We start from the raw sequence: 20,378 nt of genomic DNA, 5'->3' as shown, positions 1-20,378 counted from the left end.
ACTATCCGCCAGGCTGACCACGCCGGATCGCGCGGGCGGCCAGGAGTGCCAGCGACATCACGGCGATAACCGCGCCCCCGAGAGAGGGCCAAGCCCAGCCGAGCGAGGAGGAGGCCATACCGCCTTCTCTCAGCGGATATGTGCAGTCCACCTCCTGGGTGAGGTGGTTGACGGAGATGCGAGCGCGATTGACCTCCCATTCTGTCGGGTAGGCCGGCTTGGGCTCGCCATAGAGAGCAAATGTCGCTGTCGCGCCGCTGCAGAACCCGCTGTCCCCACCGGTATTCGCTGGTACAAGGATCAGATAAGTACTCGGGCCCAGCCAGAGCGTGGTGCCGATGACCAGGCCCGTCACTGGCGCTCGGAGCGTGCGGGTTACAGGAACTCACCTGCTCACATGTCGAAGGGATGAGGCGCCACAATCTACCCGAGTACCGGCTGAATCCACGTTGCTGAGACGCGAACCGGATCGTCTCAGTCCAGGCTGGTGCGGACCGGGACGAGTTTCGCGTCCGACTCGGCGAGCTCGTCGGCCGGGACCGAGTCGGCGACGATCCCGCATCCGGCGAAGAGCCGCACCCGTGCGCCATCGTCGAGCATCTGAGCCGAGCGCAGGCCGATACCCCATTCGCCGTCCCCATTGGCGCCGATCCAGCCCACGGGGCCGGCGTATCGACCACGCTCCATGCCCTCGATCTCCTCGATGAGCCGGACCGCATCGGCGGTCGGGGTGCCCCCGACGGCAGCCGACGGGTGGAGGGCCGCGGCGAGCGAGAGCGCACTGGCCTCCTCGCGCAGCACGCCTGTCACGTCCGTGGCCAGATGCATGACATTCGGGAGGTGCAGCACGAAGGGTGACTCGGGCACGTTCATGCCGGTACACGCGGGTGCCAGTGCCTCGGCGACGGAGGCGACGGCGTACTCATGCTCTTCCAGGTCCTTGCTCGACCGTGCCAGTGAGGCGGCGAGTGCGAGATCGCGGTGGTCGTCACCGCTGCGGCGGATCGTCCCGGCGAGGACGCGAGAGGTCACCAAACCCCCCTCCAGGCGGACGAGCATCTCCGGGGTCGAGCCGAAGAACCCGTCCACGTGGAAGGTCCAACAACTCGGATACTCCTGCGCCAACCGGCGAAGCGGGTGGCGCACGTCGATCGGTTCGGTGGCGACGACGTCGACGGAGCGAGCCAGCACGACCTTGTCGAGCTCATCGGCAGCGATGCGGTCGACTGCGGTGGCGACGATGTCGCGCCATGCGGCCCGCCGGGAGTCGTCGTCATCGAGCGTCACCGCCGAGGTGCGAGGCGGGGATGCCGTCTCGAGGGCGGGGGCTGCGGTGATCGCCCGGCTGATCGTCGTGAGCCAGCAGACGCCGTCCCGCCGTCCCACGACCACCTCGGGGACGACCAGGAGGCTGCCCTCGGACTGATCGGAGAAGGTGAAGGTGCCGAAGGCGACCAATCCGCTGCCGGGCGAGTCGATATCGTCCCGGACGACCGCGCGGTTCGCGAGGGCACGCCACCAGCGATCCGCCTCGGCGAAACGCTCAGGGCCGGTCCACCCGAAGCGTGCCGCGCGCCCCCACCCGACGAGTCCGTCGCCGCCGTGGACCCACGCCAACTGGTCGGCATCCGGCAGCAAGGGGATGAGCTCCCCGGGGTCGTCGATGCGGCGGGTGCGCACGATGAGTGGCTCGATCTCCCACCGCGGGTCGGTGACGGGGTTGCTCACGTCGATCGAGCCTACTCGTGGGACAGTAAAGCGGTGAGCCGAGCCGGTCTGGACAAGGATCCCCGCGATGTCGCGCGCATGTTCGACGACGTCGCGGCGAAGTATGACCTCACCAATACCGTGCTCACCGGCGGCCTGGACCGCTGGTGGCGGCACCTGACCGTGCGGCGCGTCGACGCCCGCCCCGGTGAACTCATCCTGGATCTGGCAGCCGGGACCGGCGTCTCCAGCGTGCCGCTCGCCGCTACGGGTGCCCACGTGGTGGCCTGCGACTTCTCCGAGGGCATGCTGCGTGCCGGCAAGGAGGACCGCCCCGAGCTGGACTTCGTCGCGGGCGACGGCATGCGCTTGCCCTTCGGCGATGCCTCCTTCGATGCGGTGACGATCTCCTTCGGCCTGCGCAACTTCCCCGACCCGATCGGCGGCCTGCGCGAGATGCTCCGGGTGACTCGGCCCGGTGGGCGCGTGGTCGTCACCGAGTTCAGTACGCCGACGTGGCGGCCCTTCGAGCTCGTGTACAGCCGTGGCGCGCTGGCGGTGCTGCCCCAGGTGGCCAAGGTGGTCTCCTCGGACCCGGAGTCCTATGTCTATCTCGCCGAGTCGATCCGGTCGTGGCCCGATCAGCGCGGCCTCGCGGTCCGCATGGCCGAGGCCGGCTGGACGGACATCTCCTGGCGCAATCTCACCGGTGGCATCGTCGCCCTGCATCACGCCGTCAAGAGCTTCCGTCCGTAGGCGGGGCGCCGCGGCAGCCTCCCTGCCGGCGGAATCTCTCGGCCCTCCTGGGAGCTCTCACCATCCTCGCGGCGACGACCGGCCGGTGACCCCCGTCCGCGTCTAGGGTGCTGTATGACGGTCCCATCCGGAGTAAGTGTGACCTTAGTTACACCCCCTCTCGGGGCCGTCGTAAAGTGGCGTCTGACGGTTTGTGTGAAGCTCTTCACAAAGTCGCCCCGGCGAAAGTGAGAGGTGTCGTGAACGAATACGTGCCGATCTTGGTGCTCGGTGCCATCGCTCTTGCGTTCGCGCTGTTCAGCGTGGTCATTGCCCCGTTCACAGGACCCAAGCGCTACAACCGCGCCAAACTCGACCGCTACGAGTCGGGCATCGCGCCGAGCCCCCTGCCCGAGGGCGGCGGACGCGTCTCGATCAAGTACTTCTTCACCGCGATGATGTTCATCATCTTCGATATCGAGATCGTCTTCCTCTATCCCTTCGCGGTCGCCTTCGACCAACTGAGCTGGTTCGCCTTCTTCGCCGTCATGCTGTTCCTCGTCAACATCACCATCGCCTACGTCTACGAATGGCGGCGTGGCGGAATGGAGTGGACCTGATGGGCCTCGAAGAAAAGCTCCCGAGCGGCGTCCTGCTCTCGACGGTCGAGGGTCTCGCCGGCTACTTCCGCAAGGCCTCCATGTGGCCGGCGACCTTCGGCCTCGCCTGTTGTGCCATCGAGATGATGACCTTCGGAGCCCCGCGTTACGACTCCTCTCGTTTCGGCATGGAGGTCTTCCGCCCCAGCCCGCGCCAGGCCGATCTGATGATCGTCGCGGGTCGGGTGAGCCAGAAGATGGCCCCGGTCCTGCGCCAGATCTACGACCAGATGCCCGGACCCAAGTGGGTGCTCGCGATGGGCGTCTGCGCCAGCTCCGGCGGCATGTTCAACAACTACGCGATCGTCCAGGGAGTCGACCACGTCGTCCCGGTCGATATGTACCTCCCTGGCTGCCCGCCCCGCCCCGAGATGCTCATCGACGCGATCTTCAAGATCCACGACAAGGTCCAGCACGGCAGCCTCGGCGCCAATAAGGAGCGCGAGATCGCCGATGACGAGCGCGAAGCGCTCGCGGCCACACCCACCTCGGCGATGAAGGGACTCATGCGGTGAGTGACGACAAGCCTCAGGACCCAGCTCCCACCGACGCCGACCGCACCCAGGACCCTTCGCACGAGACGCAGAGCGAACTCGAGCGCTCCGAGGCGCGCGAGCTGGAGATCGTCGAGGTTCGTGAAGGCTCCTTCGGCGTCCGCGGCACCGGCGACACCAGCGGCTTCGGCGGTCTGCGCCGGCCTGTGATCATGCCCGGCGCCAGCGCCCCGCCCTATGGCGGCTGGTACGACGATGTCGCCGAGCGGCTCGCCGGCGGCGAGGGACTGACGGACGCCATCGAGAAGGTCGTCGTCGACCGCGGCGAGATCACCTTCTTCATCCGTCGTCCCCTGTTGCTGACGACCGTCACACATCTACGCAACGATCCCGGCCTGCGCTTCGAGTTCTGCGCCAGCGTGAGCGGCGTGCACTACCCGGAGGAGACCGGCCGCGAGTTGCACGTCGTCTACGAGCTCACCTCGATGACGCACAACCGCCACATCCGCCTCGAGGTGGTCGCCCCTGATGACGATCCCCACATCCCCAGCGTCGTGCCGATCTATCCGACGGCGGACTGGCACGAACGCGAGACCTGGGACATGTTCGGCGTCGTCTTCGACGGTCATCCCGCACTCACTCGCATCCTGATGCCCGATGACTGGCCCGGGCACCCGCAGCGCAAGGACTACCCATTGGGCGGCATCCCCGTCGAGTTCAAGGGCGGGACGATCCCTGCCCCCGACGAGCGCAGGAGCTACTCATGAGATGGTTCACCGAGTTCAAGGGCGGAACGCTCTGCTGTCGTGCTCGCTCCGCTCGCGGGGCTGCCCCCGATGAGCGCAGGAGCTGCGCATGACCATCCACGACGACCCGTACGCGGGCACCACCGAGACCCCCGAGGGACCGGTCTTCAATGTCACCGGACAGGACTGGGACTCCATCGACGTCGAGGGCATCGAGGGCGACACCCTCGTCGTCAACATGGGTCCACAGCACCCGTCCACGCACGGCGTGCTGCGCCTCATCCTCGAGATCGACGGTGAGCGGGTGCGCGGGGCGCGCGCCGGCATCGGCTACCTGCATACCGGCATCGAGAAGAACATGGAGTTCCGCACCTGGACCCAGGGCGTGACCTTCTGCACCAGGATGGACTACGTCGCCCCCTTCTCCAATGAGGCCGTGTACGTCCACGGTGTCGAGAAGCTGCTCGGCATCACCGAGGACATCCCCGAGCGCGCCCAGGTCCTGCGCGTCCTGCTGCTGGAGCTCAACCGCATCTCCTCACACCTCATCGCCATCGCGACGGGGGGTATGGAGCTGGGCGCGCTGACCGTCATGACCTGCGGATTCCGCGACCGCGAGGAGATCCTCAAGGTCTTCGAGGCCATCACCGGCCTGCGCATGAACCACGCTTACTTCCGTCCCGGGGGTGTCGCCCAGGACCTGCCCGATGGCTCGATCCAACAGCTCCGCGACACCGTAGCCCTGCTCAGGAAGCGCCTCCCCGAGTACGCGGCGCTCTGCAATGCCAATCCGATCTTCAAGGGCCGGCTCATGGAGGTCGGCCACCTGGATCTTGCTGCCTGCCTCGCCCTCGGCGTGACCGGCCCGCCGCTGCGCGCCACCGGCTACGACTGGGACCTGCGCAAGAAGCGCCCCTATTTCGGGTACGAGACCTACGACTTCGATGTCATCACCCGCAACGAGCCCGACTCCTACGGCCGCTTCCGCATCCGGCTCGACGAGATGGACCAGTCGCTGCGGATCGTCGAGCAGTGCATCGACCGTCTCGAGGCCAGCGAGGGCGAGCCGGTCATGGTCGCCGATAAGAAGATCGCCTGGCCTGCTCAGCTCTCGGTCGGTGCTGACGGCCAGGGCAACTCGCCCGAGCACATCAAGCACATCATGGGCGAGTCGATGGAAGCGCTCATCCACCACTTCAAGATCGTCACCGAGGGTTTCCGGGTCCCCACCGGACAGGCCTGGGCGGAGATCGAGTCGCCGAAGGGCGTCATCGGCTGCCACGTGGTGTCCGACGGCGGTACCCGCCCCTACCGGGCCCACTTCCGGGACCCTTCCTTCGTCAACCTGCAGGCGGTCGCCGCGATGTGCGAGGGCGCGATGCTCTCGGATGTCATCGTCGCCGTCGCGTCCATCGATCCCGTGATGGGAGGTGTCGACCGATGACCACGAATGACCCGGGCCAGTCGCCGCTGCCGGACCCGGTCGAGGGCATGGTGACCGACACGCCGACCGGTGAGGAGACACCCTTCGACCCGGCCATCGGCCCCGAGACCGTGGCTGAGCTGCGGTCCTTGGCGGACCGCTACCCCGAGGCAAGGTCCGCCCTGCTGCCGATGCTGCACCTCGTGCAGTCGGTGCAGGGCCGCGTCACCAGCGAGGGCATCGCCACCTGCGCCGAGATCCTCGGTCTGAGCGATGCCGAGGTCTCGGCCGTGGCGACCTTCTACACCATGTACAAGCGCAAGCCGATGGGCACGCATCACGTCGGCGTCTGCACCAATACGCTGTGCGCGATCATGGGCGGCGACGAGATCTTCGACCGGCTCTGCGGCCATCTCGACATCGGCAGCGACGAGACGAGCGAGGACGGCCAGATCACCCTCGAACGCGTCGAGTGCAATGCGGCCTGTGATTTCGCCCCGGTCATGATGGTCAACTGGGAGTTCTTCGATCAGCAGACTCCCGAGTCCGCCATCGAGGTCGTCGACCGCCTGCGCGCCGGTGAGCCGGTGCAGGCGACGCGCGGAGCCCGGATCACCTCCTGGCGTGAGGCCGAGCGCGTGCTCGCCGGCTTCGAGGACGGACTCGTCGACGAAGGTCCGGCTGCCGTCGGGCCTTCGCTCGCCGGCCTGGCGATCGCGCGAGAGCGTGGCTGGACGGCCCCCTCCTATGAGACCCAAGCCGGTACCGGTCGGGCCGGCGAGTCCAAGGCTCAGGCGGAGGCCGAGGCCGATACTCGGCGCGCCGAGTCCGAGACCGTGGCCGAGGAGTCCCCCGCCGACACCAAGGGAGGCAAGGGCGATGACTGACACTCTCACCCCCGTCCTGACGGACAACTGGGACGAGGACCGCGCCTGGACCCTCGCCGCCTATGAGCGGCGCGGCGGCTATGAGGCACTCAAGCAAGCGGTCCGGATCGACCCCGACGACCTCATCGCCCTGGTCAAGGATTCCGGGCTGCGCGGTCGCGGCGGTGCGGGCTTCCCGACCGGGATGAAGTGGTCCTTCATCCCACAGGACAATCCCCAACCCAAGTACCTGGTGGTCAACGCCGACGAGTCCGAGCCGGGTACGTGCAAGGACATCCCGCTGATGATGGCCTCGCCGCACACGCTCGTCGAGGGAGTCATCATCGCCTCGCGGGCGATCCGGGCCGAGAAGGCCTTCATCTACGTGCGCGGCGAGGTGCTTCACGTCGTCCGCCGGCTGCGCGCCGCCGTGCGCGAGGCCTATGACGCGGGCTACCTCGGCGAGGACATCCTCGGCAGCGGCACCCGCCTCGACATCGTCGTGCACGCGGGCGCCGGCGCGTACATCTGCGGCGAGGAGACCGCGCTGCTCGACTCCCTGGAGGGCCGTCGCGGCCAGCCTCGCCTGCGTCCGCCGTTCCCCGCCGTGGCGGGTCTCTATGCCTCGCCGACCGTCATCAACAATGTCGAGTCGATCGCCTCGGTCCCGGCCATCGTGCGCGGCGGCGTCGAGTGGTTCGGCTCGATGGGCAGCGAGAAGAGCAAGGGCTTCACCATCTACTCGCTCTCCGGGCACGTGCGACGTCCCGGACAGTACGAGGCGCCGCTCGGCATCACGCTGCGCGAGCTGCTCGACTTGGGCGGCGGCATGCGCGAGGGCTCCGAGCTCAAATTCTGGACCCCCGGCGGGTCGTCCACACCGATCCTCACGGCCGAGCACCTCGACGTCCCGCTCGACTACGAGGGAGTCAGCGCTGTCGGCTCGATGCTCGGCACCAAGGCCCTGCAGGTCTTCGACCAGACCACCTCGGTCATCCGCGCGGTGCTGCGGTGGACCGAGTTCTACAAGCACGAGTCCTGCGGCAAGTGCACGCCCTGCCGCGAGGGCACCTGGTGGATGGTCCAGATCCTGCGGCGCCTCGACAAGGGCGAAGGGCAGCCCGGCGATATCGAGCTCCTGCAGGATCTCTGCTCGAATATCCTGGGCCGCTCGTTCTGCGCCCTCGGCGACGGTGCCACCAGCCCGATCACCTCGGCCATCGAGTACTTCCGTGAGGAGTTCGAGGCCGCGATGACCACACCGTCGTGGGAGCTGTTCCCGCCGGCGGCATCCACGCTGTTCGCCAAGGAGGGGGTCGCGTCGTGACCGTCACCGAACCCGGGGCGACCGACGTCACCCCCGTCGAGCTCGTCACCCTGACGATCGACGATGTCGAGGTCAGCGTCCCCAAGGGCACGCTGGTCATCCGGGCCGCCGAGCTGATCGGCACCGAGATTCCGCGCTTCTGCGATCATCCGCTGCTGGAGCCGGTCGGCGCGTGCCGTCAATGCCTCGTCGAGGTCCCCGATGCCGGCAACGGTCGCGGGATGCCCAAGCCCCAGGCCTCCTGCACCCTCGAGGTCGCGCCCGGTATGGTCGTCAAGACGCAGGTCACCTCGGCGACCGCCGACAAGGCACAGCGCGGCAACCTGGAGTTCCTGCTCGCCAATCACCCGCTGGACTGCCCGGTGTGCGACAAGGGTGGAGAGTGCCCGCTGCAGAACCAGGCGCTCAGCCACGGCAACGGCGAGTCGCGGTTCATCGAGTCCAAGCGGCTCTTCGCCAAGCCGGTCAACGTCTCCGAGAACGTCCTTCTGGATCGCGAGCGCTGTGTCCTCTGCCAACGGTGCACGCGGTTCTCCGAGGAGATCGCCGGCGATCCCTTCATCGCGTTGCTCGAACGCGGCGCGCAGCAGCAGATCGGTATCGCCGATGGCGAGCCCTTCCACTCCTATTTCTCCGGCAACACCATCCAGATCTGTCCCGTCGGGGCGCTGACCAGCGCCGACTACCGGTTCCGTTCACGGCCCTTCGATCTCGTCTCCGTCCCCTCCGTGGCCGAGCACGACGCGTGTGGTGCGGCGATCCGCGTCGATCACCGGCGCGACAAGGTCATGCGCCGCCTCGCTGGGGACGATCCCGAGGTCAACGAGGAGTGGATCACCGACAAGGACCGCTTCGCCTTCACCTGGTCGACCCGTGAGGATCGGCTTCGGACGCCGCTCGTCCGCGATCCCGAGACGGGCGAACTGCAGCCGATGTCGTGGCCTGGAGCCCTCGCGGTGGCGGCCCGGGGTCTCGCCGGTACCCGCGCCGGTGTGCTGACCGGAGGCCGGCTGACGCTGGAGGACGCCTACGCCTATGCCAAGTTCGCGCGGGTGGCGCTCGGGACCAATGACATCGATTTCCGGTCCCGCCCGGTCACCGATGAGGAGACGGCCTTCCTCACCCACTACGTCGCGGGCACGGGCCGGGGTGTCACTTACCGGGATCTCGACCAGGCCGGCACGGTGGTACTGGTCGGCCTCGAGCCCGAGGACGAGGCCGGCACGCTCTTCCTGCGGCTCCGTAAGGCGGTCAAGAACGGCACCCGGGTCATCGCTCTCGCGAGCCACCTCACCCGAGGCCTGCACAAGCTCGATGCCGAGCTCGTGACCGTCGCACCGGGGGGAGAGGCCGAGGCGCTCGCCCAGCTCTCACTCACCGGCACCGATGTCGTGCTGGCGGGAGAGCGGCTGGGGCAGGTTGCCGGCGGCCTCAGCGCGGCTGCCGACCTCGCCCGGCGCAGCGGCGCTCGCCTGGCCTGGGTGCCGCGTCGCGCGGGCGATCGCGGTGCGCTCGATGCCGGATGTCTGCCGACCCTGTTCCCCGGCGGTCGCCCGGTCGCCGAGGCGGAGGCGCGGGCTGATCTCGCCGCCGCCTGGGGCATCGACCAGCTGCCCGATGCGAAGGGCCGCGACACGTCCGGCATCGTCGCCGCCCTGGCGAGTGGCGAGCTGACCTCGGCGGTCGTCGGCGGGGTCGAGCTGGCCGATCTCCCCGATCCCGCCGCGGCGCGTGCTGCGTTGGAAGCGGCGGGCTTCGTCGTCAGCCTGGAGGTCCGCGCCAGCGATGTCTCGCCGTACGCGGATGTGGTGCTGCCGGTCGCCCCGGCCGTCGAGAAGTCCGGCACGTTCGTGACCTGGGAGGGGCGCCGCCGACCCTTCGACACCGTGCTCGAGGTCTCCGGCTCACTGCCGGATGTCCGTGTCCTGGCCGGTATCGCCGAGGAGCTCGGGGCTCCGCTCGGCATCCGCACGGTCGCCGCGGCCCGTCGCGAGCTCGACGAGCTCGGGGCCTGGGACGGAGCACGGGCCCCGTTCGAGGCGCAGCCGGCCGCTGTGGCCGCCGCCCCGGCCGGCACGGTGGTCCTCGACACCTGGAAGCAGTTGATCGACGACGGACGCCTGCAGGACGGTGCGGACACCTACCGGCTCACGGCACGTCCGGCGCGGTTGAAGGCCAATGCCGCGACGCTGGCCGCCGCGGGCGTCGAGCCCGGTGAATCGGCGCGATTGAGTACCGAGCGCGGCGCGGCGGAGTTCATCGCCGATGTGGCCGATCTGCCCGACGGCGTGGTCTGGGTGCCCGCCAACTCCGAGGGCGTCAACGTGCGGTCCGTCCTCGCAGCGGGCCCCGGCGACCCGGTCACCCTGCAACCCGTTGAGTGGGACGTTAGGACGCCAGAATCCACGATTTCGCCGTCCAAACGCCACACTCAGCGAGAAGGTGCTCAGCGGGAAGGCGGGGTGACCGGTGATGAGTGAGGTCTTCGGGAACGATCCGATGTGGGTCGTCGCGCTCAAGTCACTGCTGATCTTCGTGATCCTGGTTCTCTACACGCTGTTCAACATCTGGTTCGAGCGCCGCGTCGTCGCCCGCATGCAGCACCGCGTCGGGCCGAACATGAACGGACCCTTCGGTCTGCTGCAGAGCCTCGCCGATGGCGTCAAGCTCGGCCTCAAGGAGGAGATCTTCCCCAAGGCGGTCGACAAGGTCGTCTATTTCATGGCGCCGATCCTCGCGGTCGTGCCCGCCTTCCTGGCCTGGGCGGTGATCCCCTTCGGGCCCGAGGTGAGGATCCCCTTCACCGAGACCTACACCGCGCTGCAGCTGACCGACATGCCGGTCGCCGTGCTCTACGTCCTGGCCGTCACCTCGATCGGCATCTATGGCATCGTGCTCGCCGGCTGGTCCTCCGGCTCGATCTACGCTCTGCTCGGTGGCCTGCGGTCCAGTGCCCAGATGATCTCCTATGAGGTCGCGATGGGTCTGTCCTTCGTCAGCGTCTTCATCTTCGCCGGCTCGATGTCCACCTCGGAGATCGTCGCCGCCCAGGACCAGTGGTGGTTCTTCCTGCCGCTGCTGCCGTCCTTCGTCATCTACGTGATCGCGATGGTCGGCGAGACCAACCGTGCCCCCTTCGACCTCCCCGAGGCCGAGGGCGAGCTGGTCGGCGGCTTCCACACCGAGTACTCGTCCTTCAAGTTCGCGATGTTCTTCCTGGCCGAGTACATCAACATGGTGACCGTCTCGGCCCTCGCCACGACGCTCTTCCTGGGCGGCTGGCGCGCCCCCTTCGGCATCGCGCAGGTCTGGGAGGGCGCCAACGAGGGCTACTGGCCGGTGATCTGGTTCCTCGGCAAGACCTTGTGCTTCATCTTCCTGTTCGTGTGGCTGCGCGGCACACTCCCGCGCATGCGCTATGACCAGTTCATGCACTTCGGCTGGAAGTGGCTGATCCCGATCGCCCTCGGCTGGACGATCGTGGTGGCCTTCGTGCGCAAGGCCCAGCAGGAGGAGCTGATCACCCAGCAGGTCCTCGTCTGGGGCGGTGTCATCGTGGCGGTGCTGTTGGCGGCCACCTTCCTCGTCCCGGAGAAGAAGGAACCCGAGCCCGAGGCCGAGCCCGAGGCCGAGTTCGATGCCTTCGCCGGCGGCTATCCCGTGCCGCCCATGCCCGGCCAGCAGAGCACCGATCGTCAGGAGGCTCGACCATGAGCACGCTCAAAGAGACCCTGTGGGACCCGGTCGCCGGGTTCGGCGTCACGTTCCGGACGATGTTCAAGAAGCCCGTCACGGAACAGTACCCCAAGGAGAAGCGGCCCACGGCGCCGCGCTTCCACGGGCGCCACCAGCTCAACCGCTGGCCCGACGGCCTCGAGAAGTGCGTCGGCTGCGAGTTGTGCGCCTGGGCGTGTCCCGCGGATGCGATCTACGTGGAGGGCGCCTCCAATACCGAGGACGAGCGGTTCAGCCCGGGCGAGCGCTACGGCCGGGTCTATCAGATCAACTATCTGCGCTGCATCCTGTGCGGGCTGTGCATCGAGGCGTGTCCCACGCGCGCGCTGACCATGACCAATGAGTACGAGCTGGCCGATGACAACCGCGAGGACCTCATCTACGAGAAGTCCGATCTCCTCGCGCCCCTACTGCCCGGCATGACCGAGCCGCCGCACGAGATGCTCATCAGCGACGACCACCACGACTACTACCGGGGCAAGACGCTCCCGATCGTGGAGGCCGATGCTCCGTCCGACTCGGGTGAGAGCCGATGACGACCTTCTGGGTCCTCGCGCCGATCATGGTGATCGCCGCGATGGGGCTGATCCTCGCCCGCAAGGCCGTGCACGCGGCGCTGTGCCTCGCGGTCGTCATGATCAGTCTCGCGGTGCTCTACGCGGTGCAGGACGCGCCCTTCCTCTTCGCGGTGCAGATCATCGTCTACACCGGCGCGATCATGATGCTCTTCCTCTTCGTGCTGATGCTGGTGGGCGTCGATCGTTCCGACTCGCTCGTCGAGTCCATCAAGGGACAACGTCTCGCCGCCGCAGTCGTGGGCATCCTCTTCGCCGTCACCCTCTCCATCGGCGTCGGCCAGGTGGTCGTCAGCTCGACCATCGGACTCGATCAGGCGAATGCCGATGGCAATGTCGAGGGACTGGCCGCGCTGCTGTTCACCCGCTATGTGATCGCCTTCGAGTTCACCGCGGCGCTGATGATCACCGCCGTGCTCGGCGCGATGGTGCTCGCCCATCGTGAGCGGCTCGTCACTCCCCGCAGCCAGACCGATCTGCAGAAGCAGCGGATGCGCGACTACGCCGAGCAGGGCCGTCACCCCGGCAACCCGCCGACGCCCGGTGTCTTCGCTCTGCACAATGCGGTGGACACCCCGGCTCTGCTCCCCGATGGCACGACCGCCGAGGAGTCCGTGCCGGAGAGCCTGCGGCAGCGCGGTCAGGAGCGGCAGGGGCTCGACGACAGCGCCGTGCAGGACCGTCTCCGCGAGATCGGCCCCGACGAGGACGAGGAGGACGCCGACCGATGACGGAGTACATCACCCTGTCGTTCCTGCTGTTCACGATCGGCGCCGTCGGCGTCCTCGTGCGCCGCAACGCGATCGTGGTCTTCATGTGCGTCGAACTCATGCTCAACGCCACCAACCTCGCCTTCGTCAGCTTCGCCCGTCAGCACGGCAATCTCGACGGTCAGACCGCGGCCTTCTTCGTCATGGTCGTGGCCGCCGCTGAGGTCGTGATCGGCCTGGCGATCATCGTGTCCATCTACCGCACGCGTCGCTCGACCTCGGTCGACGAGGCGAATCTGCTGAAGGCGTAAGGGGAGAGACGATGCTCGAGTTGTCCTGGCTGCTCATCGCGATCCCCTTGGCGGGCGCGGCTCTACTCCTCGTCTGGGGCAAGGGGGCGGATCGCTTCGGCCACCTGATCGCGACGGCGGCTTCGGCCGCCGCCTTCGTGCTCGGCCTCATCATGTTCGTCGAGCTCATCGGCCGCGGCGCCGATGATCGCTCGGTCACCACCTCCCTCGGCACCTGGTTCGAGGCGGGCCGCTTCCACGTGGAGTTCGCCTTCACCTTCGATCAGCTGTCGAGCCTCTTCGTGCTGCTCATCACCGGTGTGGGCACGCTGATCCATGTGTACTCGATCGGGTACATGGCCCACGACGCACGCCGTCGCCGATTCTTCGCCTATCTGAACCTCTTCGTCGCCGCGATGCTCACGCTCGTGCTGGCCGCCGACTACCTGGTGCTCTTCCTCGGCTGGGAGGGCGTCGGCCTCGCCTCCTTCCTGCTGATCGGCTTCTGGCAGCACAAGGAGACCGCGGCGGCGGCCGCCAACAAGGCCTTCATCATGAACCGTGTCGGCGACCTCGGCATGGTCATCGCGCTGATGACGATGTTCGCCACCTTCGGCACCACGTCGATCGCCGCGGTCAACGGCGCGATCGACTCTGCCTCGGGCTCCACCGCCACGGCACTCGGATTGCTGCTGCTCGTCGGTGCCTGCGGCAAGTCCGCGCAGGTGCCGCTGCAGGCCTGGCTGCTCGACGCGATGGAGGGCCCCACCCCGGTGTCGGCCCTCATCCACGCTGCGACCATGGTCACCGCGGGTGTCTACCTCGTGGTCCGCTCGGCCGGCATCTACGACGCCTCGGAGATCGCCCGCACGGTCGTGGTGATCGTCGGACTCGTGACGCTCCTGGTAGGCGCCTGGATCGGCTGCGCCAAGGACGACATCAAGAAGGTGCTCGCCGGCTCCACCATGAGCCAGATCGGCTACATGATGTTGGCCGCCGGGCTCGGCCCGGCCGGATACGCCTTCGCGATCTTCCACCTGCTCACGCACGGCTTCTTCAAGGCGAACATGTTCCTCGGGGCCGGCTCGGTCATGCACGCGATGGACGATGACGTCGACATGCGCCACTACGGGGCGCTGCGACGTGCCATGCCGATCACCTTCGTGACCTTCGGCCTCGGCTACCTGGCCATCATCGGTTTCCCTGGCATGTCCGGCTTCTTCAGCAAGGACAAGATCATCGAGGCGGCTCTCGGCTACAACACGTGGATCGGCCTGGCAGCCATGATCGGTGCCGGCGTGACCGCCTTCTACATGACCCGCCTGATGATGATGACCTTCTTCGGCGAAAAGCGCTGGCGCGATGAGGTGCACCCGCACGAGTCGCCGAGCGTCATGACCATCCCGCTCATCGTCCTCGCGGCAGCCTCGGTTCTCGGAGGTGCGCTGTACCTCGGCGGCTGGATCACCGACTGGCTCGAGCCGATCGCCGGGCACGCGGAGCATCCGCACCTGCCGGTGCCCGTCATCGTCGTCCAACTCGGCGTGATGGCCGTGGTGGCGCTCGGCGTCGCAGCCGGGGTGTGGCTGTATCGGCGCGACGTGCCCGACCGGGCGGCCGCCGACGCGGATGTCTCGATCGTCACCCGCGCGGGTCGTCACGAGATCTACACCAACGAGGTCAACGGAGCGCTGGTCGTGCTGCCGGTGCGCTACCTCACCCGGCTCCTGGTCTGGCTCGATGCTCGCGGCATCGACGGCACGGTCACCGGCACGGCCGACCGGATCGGCGAGGCGTCGCAGCAGCTGCGGCGCACGCAGACCGGCTACGTCCGCTCCTATGCTCTCGGAATCTTCGGCGGCGCCCTGCTCGTCGTCCTCGGACTCTTGGCGGTGACCCTCGCATGATGCTGACTGTCCTGGCTGTCACGCCGATCATCGGTGCGCTGCTCGTCGCCTGCTGGCCGGGCGCCTCGGGCAACCCGAGGCTGGTGAAAGTGCTGGCGCTCGCCGTCTCGCTCATCACCCTCGTCCTGGCGATCGTCGTCGCGGCGCAGTTCGATGCCGCGGAGGGCGGCTACCAGTTCGTCGAGCAGCGTGAGTGGATCCCGGCGATCGGCGCCCACTACGCACTGGGGTTGAACGGTATCGGCCTGACATTGGTCATGCTGACCACGATCCTCAGCCCGATCGTCATCCTCGCGGCATGGGGCGACCGGCTGCCCAATCCCGCGCGCACGCACACCTACTTCGCCTGGATGCTGGCCCTCGAGGGCCTGGCGATCGGCGTCTTCGCGGCGACCGATGTCTTCCTGTTCTACCTGTTGTTCGAGGCGACGCTGGTTCCGCTGTACTTCCTGATCGGCGCGCACGGCGGGGTCGGACGCTCCTACGCGGCGGTCAAGTTCCTCATCTACAACCTCGTCGGCGGACTGCTGATGCTCGCCTCGATCGTGGGCCTCTATGCGCTCACCACCCGGGCGGGCGAGTCGAGCTTCCTGCACAGCGAACTGATCGGACTCGACATCTCCGCGGGCACCGAGAAGCTGCTCTTCCTCGGCTTCTTCATCGCCTTCGCGGTCAAGGCGCCGATGTGGCCGCTGCACACCTGGCTGCCGGACGCCGCCGCATCCTCGACGCCTTCGACGGCCGTGCTGATGGTCAGTATCGTGGACAAGATCGGCACCTTCGCGATGATCCGCTGGTGCCTGGAGATCTTCCCGGGGGCCTCGCAGTGGGCCAGCCCGGTGGTCATGGTGCTCGCGGTCATCAGCATCCTCTACGGTGCCCTGCTGGCGATCGGACAGGACGATATCCGGCGGCTGATCGCCTTCACCTCGGTGTCGCACTTCGGCTTCATCGTGCTCGGCATCTTCGCCTTCACGACACTCTCCACCTCCGGTGCGACGCTGTACATGTTCAACCACGGCCTCTCGACCGCGGTGCTCTTCCTCGTCACCGGCATGCTCATCGCACGCCGCGGGTCGGCGAGCATCTCGGAGTTCGGCGGCGTGCAGAAGATCGCCCCGGTCCTGGCCGGCATTCTCCTGATCGGCGGCCTGTCGAGCCTCTCGCTGCCGGGTCTCGCCCCGTTCATCTCGGAGTTCATGGTCCTGGCCGGCACGTTCACGGTGTCGATCCCGCTCGCGGTGATCGCCGCCTTCGGCATCATCCTCGCGGCCGTGTACATCCTGCTGATGTACAAGCGCACGATGACCGGCCCGCTGCGGCCGGGTCTCGACGGTATCCGAGAGCTCGACGGCCGCGAGTTCACAGCGCTCGCCCCGGCGGTGGTGCTCATCATCGCGTTGGGCTTCGTACCGGGACCGCTGTTGTCGGTCATCAACCCGTCCGTGGAACCGGTGATCGCCCAGGTCGGCGCGGAGGACCCGGTGCCGCCGCATCCGGTCGATGCCGCGAGTGAAGGAGCCCACGAATGATCCCCGCCGCACAGCTCGACTACTGGGTGCTGTCGCCGCTGTTCGTCGTCGCCGGCTTCGCGGTCCTCGGTCTCATCCTGGAGGCCGCGCTCGGGCGCCGCTACCGCTTCGTGGTCCAGACGATCGCCACGGCGATCGGTCTCGTGGCCGCGCTGGTCGTGAGCGTCCTGGTCTACGGCGATCTCCGTACGCCGGAGGAGGCGGGACACGTCGCGCGAGGCGCGGTCGAGGCGGAAGGCGCGGTCACCGTCGACGGTCCCGGTGTCATCACCTGGATCATGTTGCTGGTCTTCGCGCTGCTGAGCCTGGGGCTGTTCGCCGAACGCCGCTTCGAGGCGGGCATGAGCCCCTTCACTGGCCGGGCGGCGGACATCCCCGGCTCGGATGAGGAGTCCCAGGCGGTACAGCACCGCCTGGAGCACACCGAGGTCTTTCCCCTCATGCTGTTCGCGCTGTCGGGCATGATGCTGTTCGCCACCGCCAATGACCTCATCACGATGTTCGTCGCCCTCGAGGTGCTCTCGCTGCCGCTGTACGTGCTCTGCGCGCTGTCGCGGCGGCGCCGGCTCATCAGCCAGGAAGCGGCGATGAAGTACTTCCTGCTGGGAGCCTTCTCGTCCGTCTTCTTCCTGTACGGCGCGGCCCTCGCCTACGGCTACTCGGGCAGCCTGAACCTGACGATCATCGACGAGGCCGTCTCCGCTCGCGCGGACTCCGGTGGGCTGCTGCTGGTGGCCATGGCGATGATCGCCGTCGGTCTGCTGTTCAAGATCGGCGCCGTGCCGTTCCACGCCTGGACACCCGATGTCTATCAGGGCGCCCCGACACCAGTGACCGGCTTCATGGCGGCGGCCACCAAGGCGGCGGCTTTCATCGCCCTTATGCGGGTCTTCTTCGTCGCCTTCGGCGGAGCCTCGTGGGACTGGCGTCCGACCTTCTGGGTCGTCGCGGTCATCACCATGGTCTTCGGCTCGGTGGTCGCGATCGCGCAGACCGATGTCAAGCGGATGCTCGCCTACTCGTCCATCGCCCATGCGGGCTTCCTGCTGGTGGGATTCTCGGCCGCCTATGTGGGGATCGCCAACGAGGCCGTGCTCACCTCGGTGTCGAGCGTGCTGTTCTATCTCGTCGTCTACGGGGTCGCGACGATCGGTGCCTTCGCGGTCGTGTCCGTGGTCCGCGATTCCGCGGGGGAGACCACCCATCTGGCCAAGTGGACGGGCCTCGGTCAGCGGTCGCCGTGGCTGGCGGGAACCTTCGCGCTCTTCATGCTGTCCTTCGCGGGCATCCCGCTGACTGCCGGATTCATCGGTAAGTGGGGTGTCTTCGCGGCGGCCTGGGCTGGAGGCACCTGGCCCCTCGTGGTGATCGGCGTGCTGGCGAGCGCGCTCGCGGCTTATTTCTACGTCCGGGTCATCGTGCTGATGTTCTTCACCGAGCCGGTGGGAGACGGGCCGACCGTCGCTGCTCCGGGGGTATTGACTACCGTGGTCATTGCGCTGGCGGCGATCGTCACGGTGGTGCTCGGGGTGCTTCCGGGCCCGCTGCTCGACATCGTGCAGCACGCCGGCGCATTCGTGCGCTAGCTGTGCTGCTGAGGAGAATCGCGTGACCGTTGGAGTGTCGTTCGAGGATCCGGGCCTGACCTCCCGGATCCGCAGGGGCGTCGACCGAGTCGAGGCCCTGCTCGCGCGCTCCGTCGACAGCCCTGAGCCCTTCGTCGCGGAGGCGGCCGCGCACCTGCTGAATGCCGGCGGCAAGCGCTTCCGTCCGTTGCTGACGCTGCTGTGCGCCGAGTTCGGCCAGCCCCAGGGCGATGCGGCGGTCGAGGCCGCGGTAGTGATGGAACTGACCCATCTGGCGACGCTCTATCACGACGATGTCATGGACGAGGCCCCGGTGCGCCGTGGCGCTCCCAGCGCCAATGCGCGCTGGGACAACTCGATCGCGATCCTTGTCGGGGACTATCTCTTCGCCGAGGCCTCGCAGATCGTCGCGGGTCTGGGCACCGAGGCGGTGCGGATCCAGGCGGAGACCTTCTCGCGACTCGTGCGTGGCCAGATCCGCGAGACCCTCGGCCCCGGCGAGGGAGAGGATCCGCTCCAGCACTATCTCGATGTCGTCGCCGACAAGACGGGTTCGCTGATCGCGGCCTGCGCGCTGCTCGGATCCAAGATGGCCGGCGCGAGCGATGAGGTCCAGCGGACGCTGTTGGAGTTCGGCGAGCGCATCGGCGTCGCCTTCCAGCTCGCTGATGACATCATCGACATCGCCAGCGAGAGCGGCGACTCGGGCAAGACACCGGGTACCGATCTGCGCGAGGGGGTGCCCACTCTGCCGACGCTGCTGGTGCTCGCCTCCCCCGATGATGCCGATGCCGAGCTGCGCGACCGGCTCTCTGGACCGATCGAGGACGATGCCCTGGTCGAGCGCACCCTGGCTGAGCTGCGGGCTCATCCGTTGATGGCCGAGGCGCGCGCCTATGTGCACGCCGAGGCGGACACCTCCCGAGCGCTGCTCGAGAAGCTCCCCGCCGGCCCGGCCCGCGACGCGCTGAGCGAGCTCTGCGATACCGTCGTCACCCGCGTCGGCTGACCTTCGTTCGAACCCCACCCGTAGCGCAGCGTGCGCCGTCAGAGCACCGTCGCGCCGCGGGCGGCCCGGTGGAGACTCCGGCGATGGGAACGCCAGGCGTCGAGGGTGAAGATCGCGAGCGCGATCCAGATCAGCACGAAGCCGATCCAGCGGGCCGATCCCATCTGCTCTCCGAAGACCGTGAGTCCCAGGATGAAGTGCATGATCGGCACGAGGTACTGCAGGAGCCCGATGGTCGACAGGTTCAACCGGCTCGCCGCGGCGGCGAACAGCAGGAGCGGTACGGCGGTGACCACACCGGTCAGGACGAGAAGTGTCGTGTTGCCCGCACCCTCATGGCCGAAGGCGAGATCCCCTCGGAGCTGCAATGCCACCAGGAAGCACAGCGCGAAGGGGAACAACACGGTGGTCTCGACGGTCAGCGCCTCGACCGCCCCGAGCGAGGTGCGCTTCTTGATCAGGCCGTAGACCGCGAACGATGCTGAGACGAGCAGAGCGATCCACGGAGGACGACCCAGATCGACCGTGAGGATCCCCACCGCCACGGCACCCACGCCGACCGCGACCCACTGCTGGCGCCGCAACGACTCCTTGAGGAAGAAGACCGCGAACAGCACGGTGATGAGGGGGTTGATGAAGTAGCCGAGGGACACCTCGAGCACATGGCCGTTGTTGACACCCCAGATGAACGACCCCCAGTTCACGGCGATGACGATCGAGGCCAGGGCCAGCCAGCCCAGTTGTCCACGATCGCGGACCAAGGCGGCGAACGAGCGCCACCTCCGCGTGAAGGTCAGCAGGCCGGTGCAGAACACCAGCGACCACACCACCCGGTGGGCGAGTACCTCGAAGGGCGAGGCGGGCTCGAGCAGCGGCCAGTACAGCGGGAACAGCCCCCAGCCCAGGTACGCGAGGACTCCGAAGACGAGCCCGCTGCGGGTCTGCTGGGTCACGAGCGCAATCTACGCCTCCGAGCACGCGTATCGGACGCGGACCCGTCATTCCTCGGGACCGGGAGCCGCGCCGTTCTGATCGTCCGAGGGGGTGGTGGGCTCCTCGGTGGTGGGCGTGGGCTCC

General features: G+C 67.8%; 17 protein-coding genes and 1 pseudogene. 16 read left to right on the top strand and 2 right to left on the bottom strand.

Annotated elements, in window-relative coordinates; genetic code table 11:
• Positions 1–474 precede the first annotated feature (474 nt).
• Positions 475–1,728 (bottom strand): isochorismate synthase, encoded by a 1,254-nt coding sequence (locus BHE97_RS06810; protein ID WP_087623289.1) that lies wholly within the window; start codon positions 1,726–1,728, stop codon positions 475–477.
• Between the two features lie 33 nt (positions 1,729–1,761).
• Between BHE97_RS06810 and BHE97_RS06805 the strand changes: the two genes are divergently transcribed.
• The 16 genes and pseudogenes from BHE97_RS06805 to BHE97_RS06730 all read left to right on the top strand — a co-directional run bounded on the left by BHE97_RS06805 (position 1,762) and on the right by BHE97_RS06730 (position 19,301).
• The gene (locus BHE97_RS06805; RefSeq protein ID WP_087623288.1) at positions 1,762–2,463 is read left to right on the top strand and encodes a demethylmenaquinone methyltransferase; all 702 of its coding nucleotides are present in this window, start codon (positions 1,762–1,764) and stop codon (positions 2,461–2,463) included.
• Positions 2,464–2,702: 239 nt separating this feature from the next.
• Positions 2,703–3,062 (top strand): NADH-quinone oxidoreductase subunit A, encoded by a 360-nt coding sequence (locus BHE97_RS06800; RefSeq protein ID WP_087623287.1) that lies wholly within the window; start codon positions 2,703–2,705, stop codon positions 3,060–3,062.
• Positions 3,062–3,616 (top strand): NADH-quinone oxidoreductase subunit B, encoded by a 555-nt coding sequence (locus BHE97_RS06795; protein ID WP_087623286.1) that lies wholly within the window; start codon positions 3,062–3,064, stop codon positions 3,614–3,616. The genes BHE97_RS06800 and BHE97_RS06795 overlap by 1 nt, the downstream gene beginning before the upstream one ends.
• Entirely contained in the window at positions 3,613–4,362 is a 750-nt protein-coding gene (locus BHE97_RS06790) for an NADH-quinone oxidoreductase subunit C (RefSeq protein WP_087623285.1), read from the top strand. The genes BHE97_RS06795 and BHE97_RS06790 overlap by 4 nt, the downstream gene beginning before the upstream one ends.
• 88 nt (positions 4,363–4,450) lie before the next feature.
• Positions 4,451–5,785 (top strand): NADH-quinone oxidoreductase subunit D, encoded by a 1,335-nt coding sequence (locus BHE97_RS06785; protein ID WP_087623284.1) that lies wholly within the window; start codon positions 4,451–4,453, stop codon positions 5,783–5,785.
• A 47-nt stretch (positions 5,786–5,832) separates the two neighbouring features.
• A complete protein-coding gene (gene nuoE / locus BHE97_RS06780; RefSeq protein ID WP_087623309.1) occupies positions 5,833–6,651 on the top strand; it encodes an NADH-quinone oxidoreductase subunit NuoE in 819 nt (272 codons plus the stop codon).
• The gene (gene nuoF / locus BHE97_RS06775) at positions 6,644–7,957 is read left to right on the top strand and encodes an NADH-quinone oxidoreductase subunit NuoF (protein WP_087623283.1); all 1,314 of its coding nucleotides are present in this window, start codon (positions 6,644–6,646) and stop codon (positions 7,955–7,957) included. Before nuoE ends, nuoF begins: the two co-directional genes overlap by 8 nt.
• Positions 7,954–10,371 (top strand): annotated as a pseudogene (locus BHE97_RS06770) (NADH-quinone oxidoreductase subunit G); the annotation flags it as partial. The gene nuoF and the pseudogene BHE97_RS06770, both read left to right, overlap by 4 nt.
• Before the next feature lie 58 nt (positions 10,372–10,429).
• Positions 10,430–11,671 carry an NADH-quinone oxidoreductase subunit NuoH gene (gene nuoH / locus BHE97_RS06765; protein ID WP_087623281.1) on the top strand — a complete coding sequence of 414 codons (1,242 nt, stop codon included), beginning with the start codon at positions 10,430–10,432 and terminating at the stop codon, positions 11,669–11,671.
• On the top strand, positions 11,668–12,228 hold the full coding sequence (gene nuoI, locus BHE97_RS06760; protein ID WP_087623280.1) for an NADH-quinone oxidoreductase subunit NuoI: 561 nt from the start codon (positions 11,668–11,670) through the stop codon (positions 12,226–12,228). Before nuoH ends, nuoI begins: the two co-directional genes overlap by 4 nt.
• Positions 12,225–12,998 (top strand): NADH-quinone oxidoreductase subunit J, encoded by a 774-nt coding sequence (locus BHE97_RS06755; protein WP_087623279.1) that lies wholly within the window; start codon positions 12,225–12,227, stop codon positions 12,996–12,998. The genes nuoI and BHE97_RS06755 overlap by 4 nt, the downstream gene beginning before the upstream one ends.
• Positions 12,995–13,288 carry an NADH-quinone oxidoreductase subunit NuoK gene (nuoK, locus tag BHE97_RS06750; protein ID WP_087623278.1) on the top strand — a complete coding sequence of 98 codons (294 nt, stop codon included), beginning with the start codon at positions 12,995–12,997 and terminating at the stop codon, positions 13,286–13,288. The genes BHE97_RS06755 and nuoK overlap by 4 nt, the downstream gene beginning before the upstream one ends.
• Before the next feature lie 11 nt (positions 13,289–13,299).
• On the top strand, positions 13,300–15,174 hold the full coding sequence (gene nuoL, locus BHE97_RS06745) for an NADH-quinone oxidoreductase subunit L (RefSeq protein ID WP_087623277.1): 1,875 nt from the start codon (positions 13,300–13,302) through the stop codon (positions 15,172–15,174).
• Positions 15,174–16,706, top strand: coding sequence for an NADH-quinone oxidoreductase subunit M (locus BHE97_RS06740; RefSeq protein ID WP_343286114.1), 1,533 nt, complete (start codon positions 15,174–15,176; stop codon positions 16,704–16,706). Before nuoL ends, BHE97_RS06740 begins: the two co-directional genes overlap by 1 nt.
• Complete coding sequence (gene nuoN / locus BHE97_RS06735) at positions 16,703–18,292, top strand: NADH-quinone oxidoreductase subunit NuoN (protein ID WP_087623275.1); 1,590 nt, start codon at positions 16,703–16,705, stop codon at positions 18,290–18,292. Before BHE97_RS06740 ends, nuoN begins: the two co-directional genes overlap by 4 nt.
• 22 nt (positions 18,293–18,314) lie before the next feature.
• The gene (locus BHE97_RS06730) at positions 18,315–19,301 is read left to right on the top strand and encodes a polyprenyl synthetase family protein (RefSeq protein ID WP_087623274.1); all 987 of its coding nucleotides are present in this window, start codon (positions 18,315–18,317) and stop codon (positions 19,299–19,301) included.
• Positions 19,302–19,339: 38 nt separating this feature from the next.
• On the opposite strand, the gene rarD is transcribed toward BHE97_RS06730, so the two are convergent.
• On the bottom strand, positions 19,340–20,254 hold the full coding sequence (gene rarD, locus BHE97_RS06725) for an EamA family transporter RarD (protein WP_236757565.1): 915 nt from the start codon (positions 20,252–20,254) through the stop codon (positions 19,340–19,342).
• Between the last annotated feature and the right edge of the window lie 124 nt (positions 20,255–20,378).

Origin of the sequence: Aeromicrobium sp. PE09-221, from assembly GCF_002174305.1 — a bacterium.
Classification (GTDB): Bacteria; Actinomycetota; Actinomycetes; order Propionibacteriales; family Nocardioidaceae; genus Aeromicrobium.
This window is presented reverse-complemented; position numbering and strand designations above follow the sequence as displayed.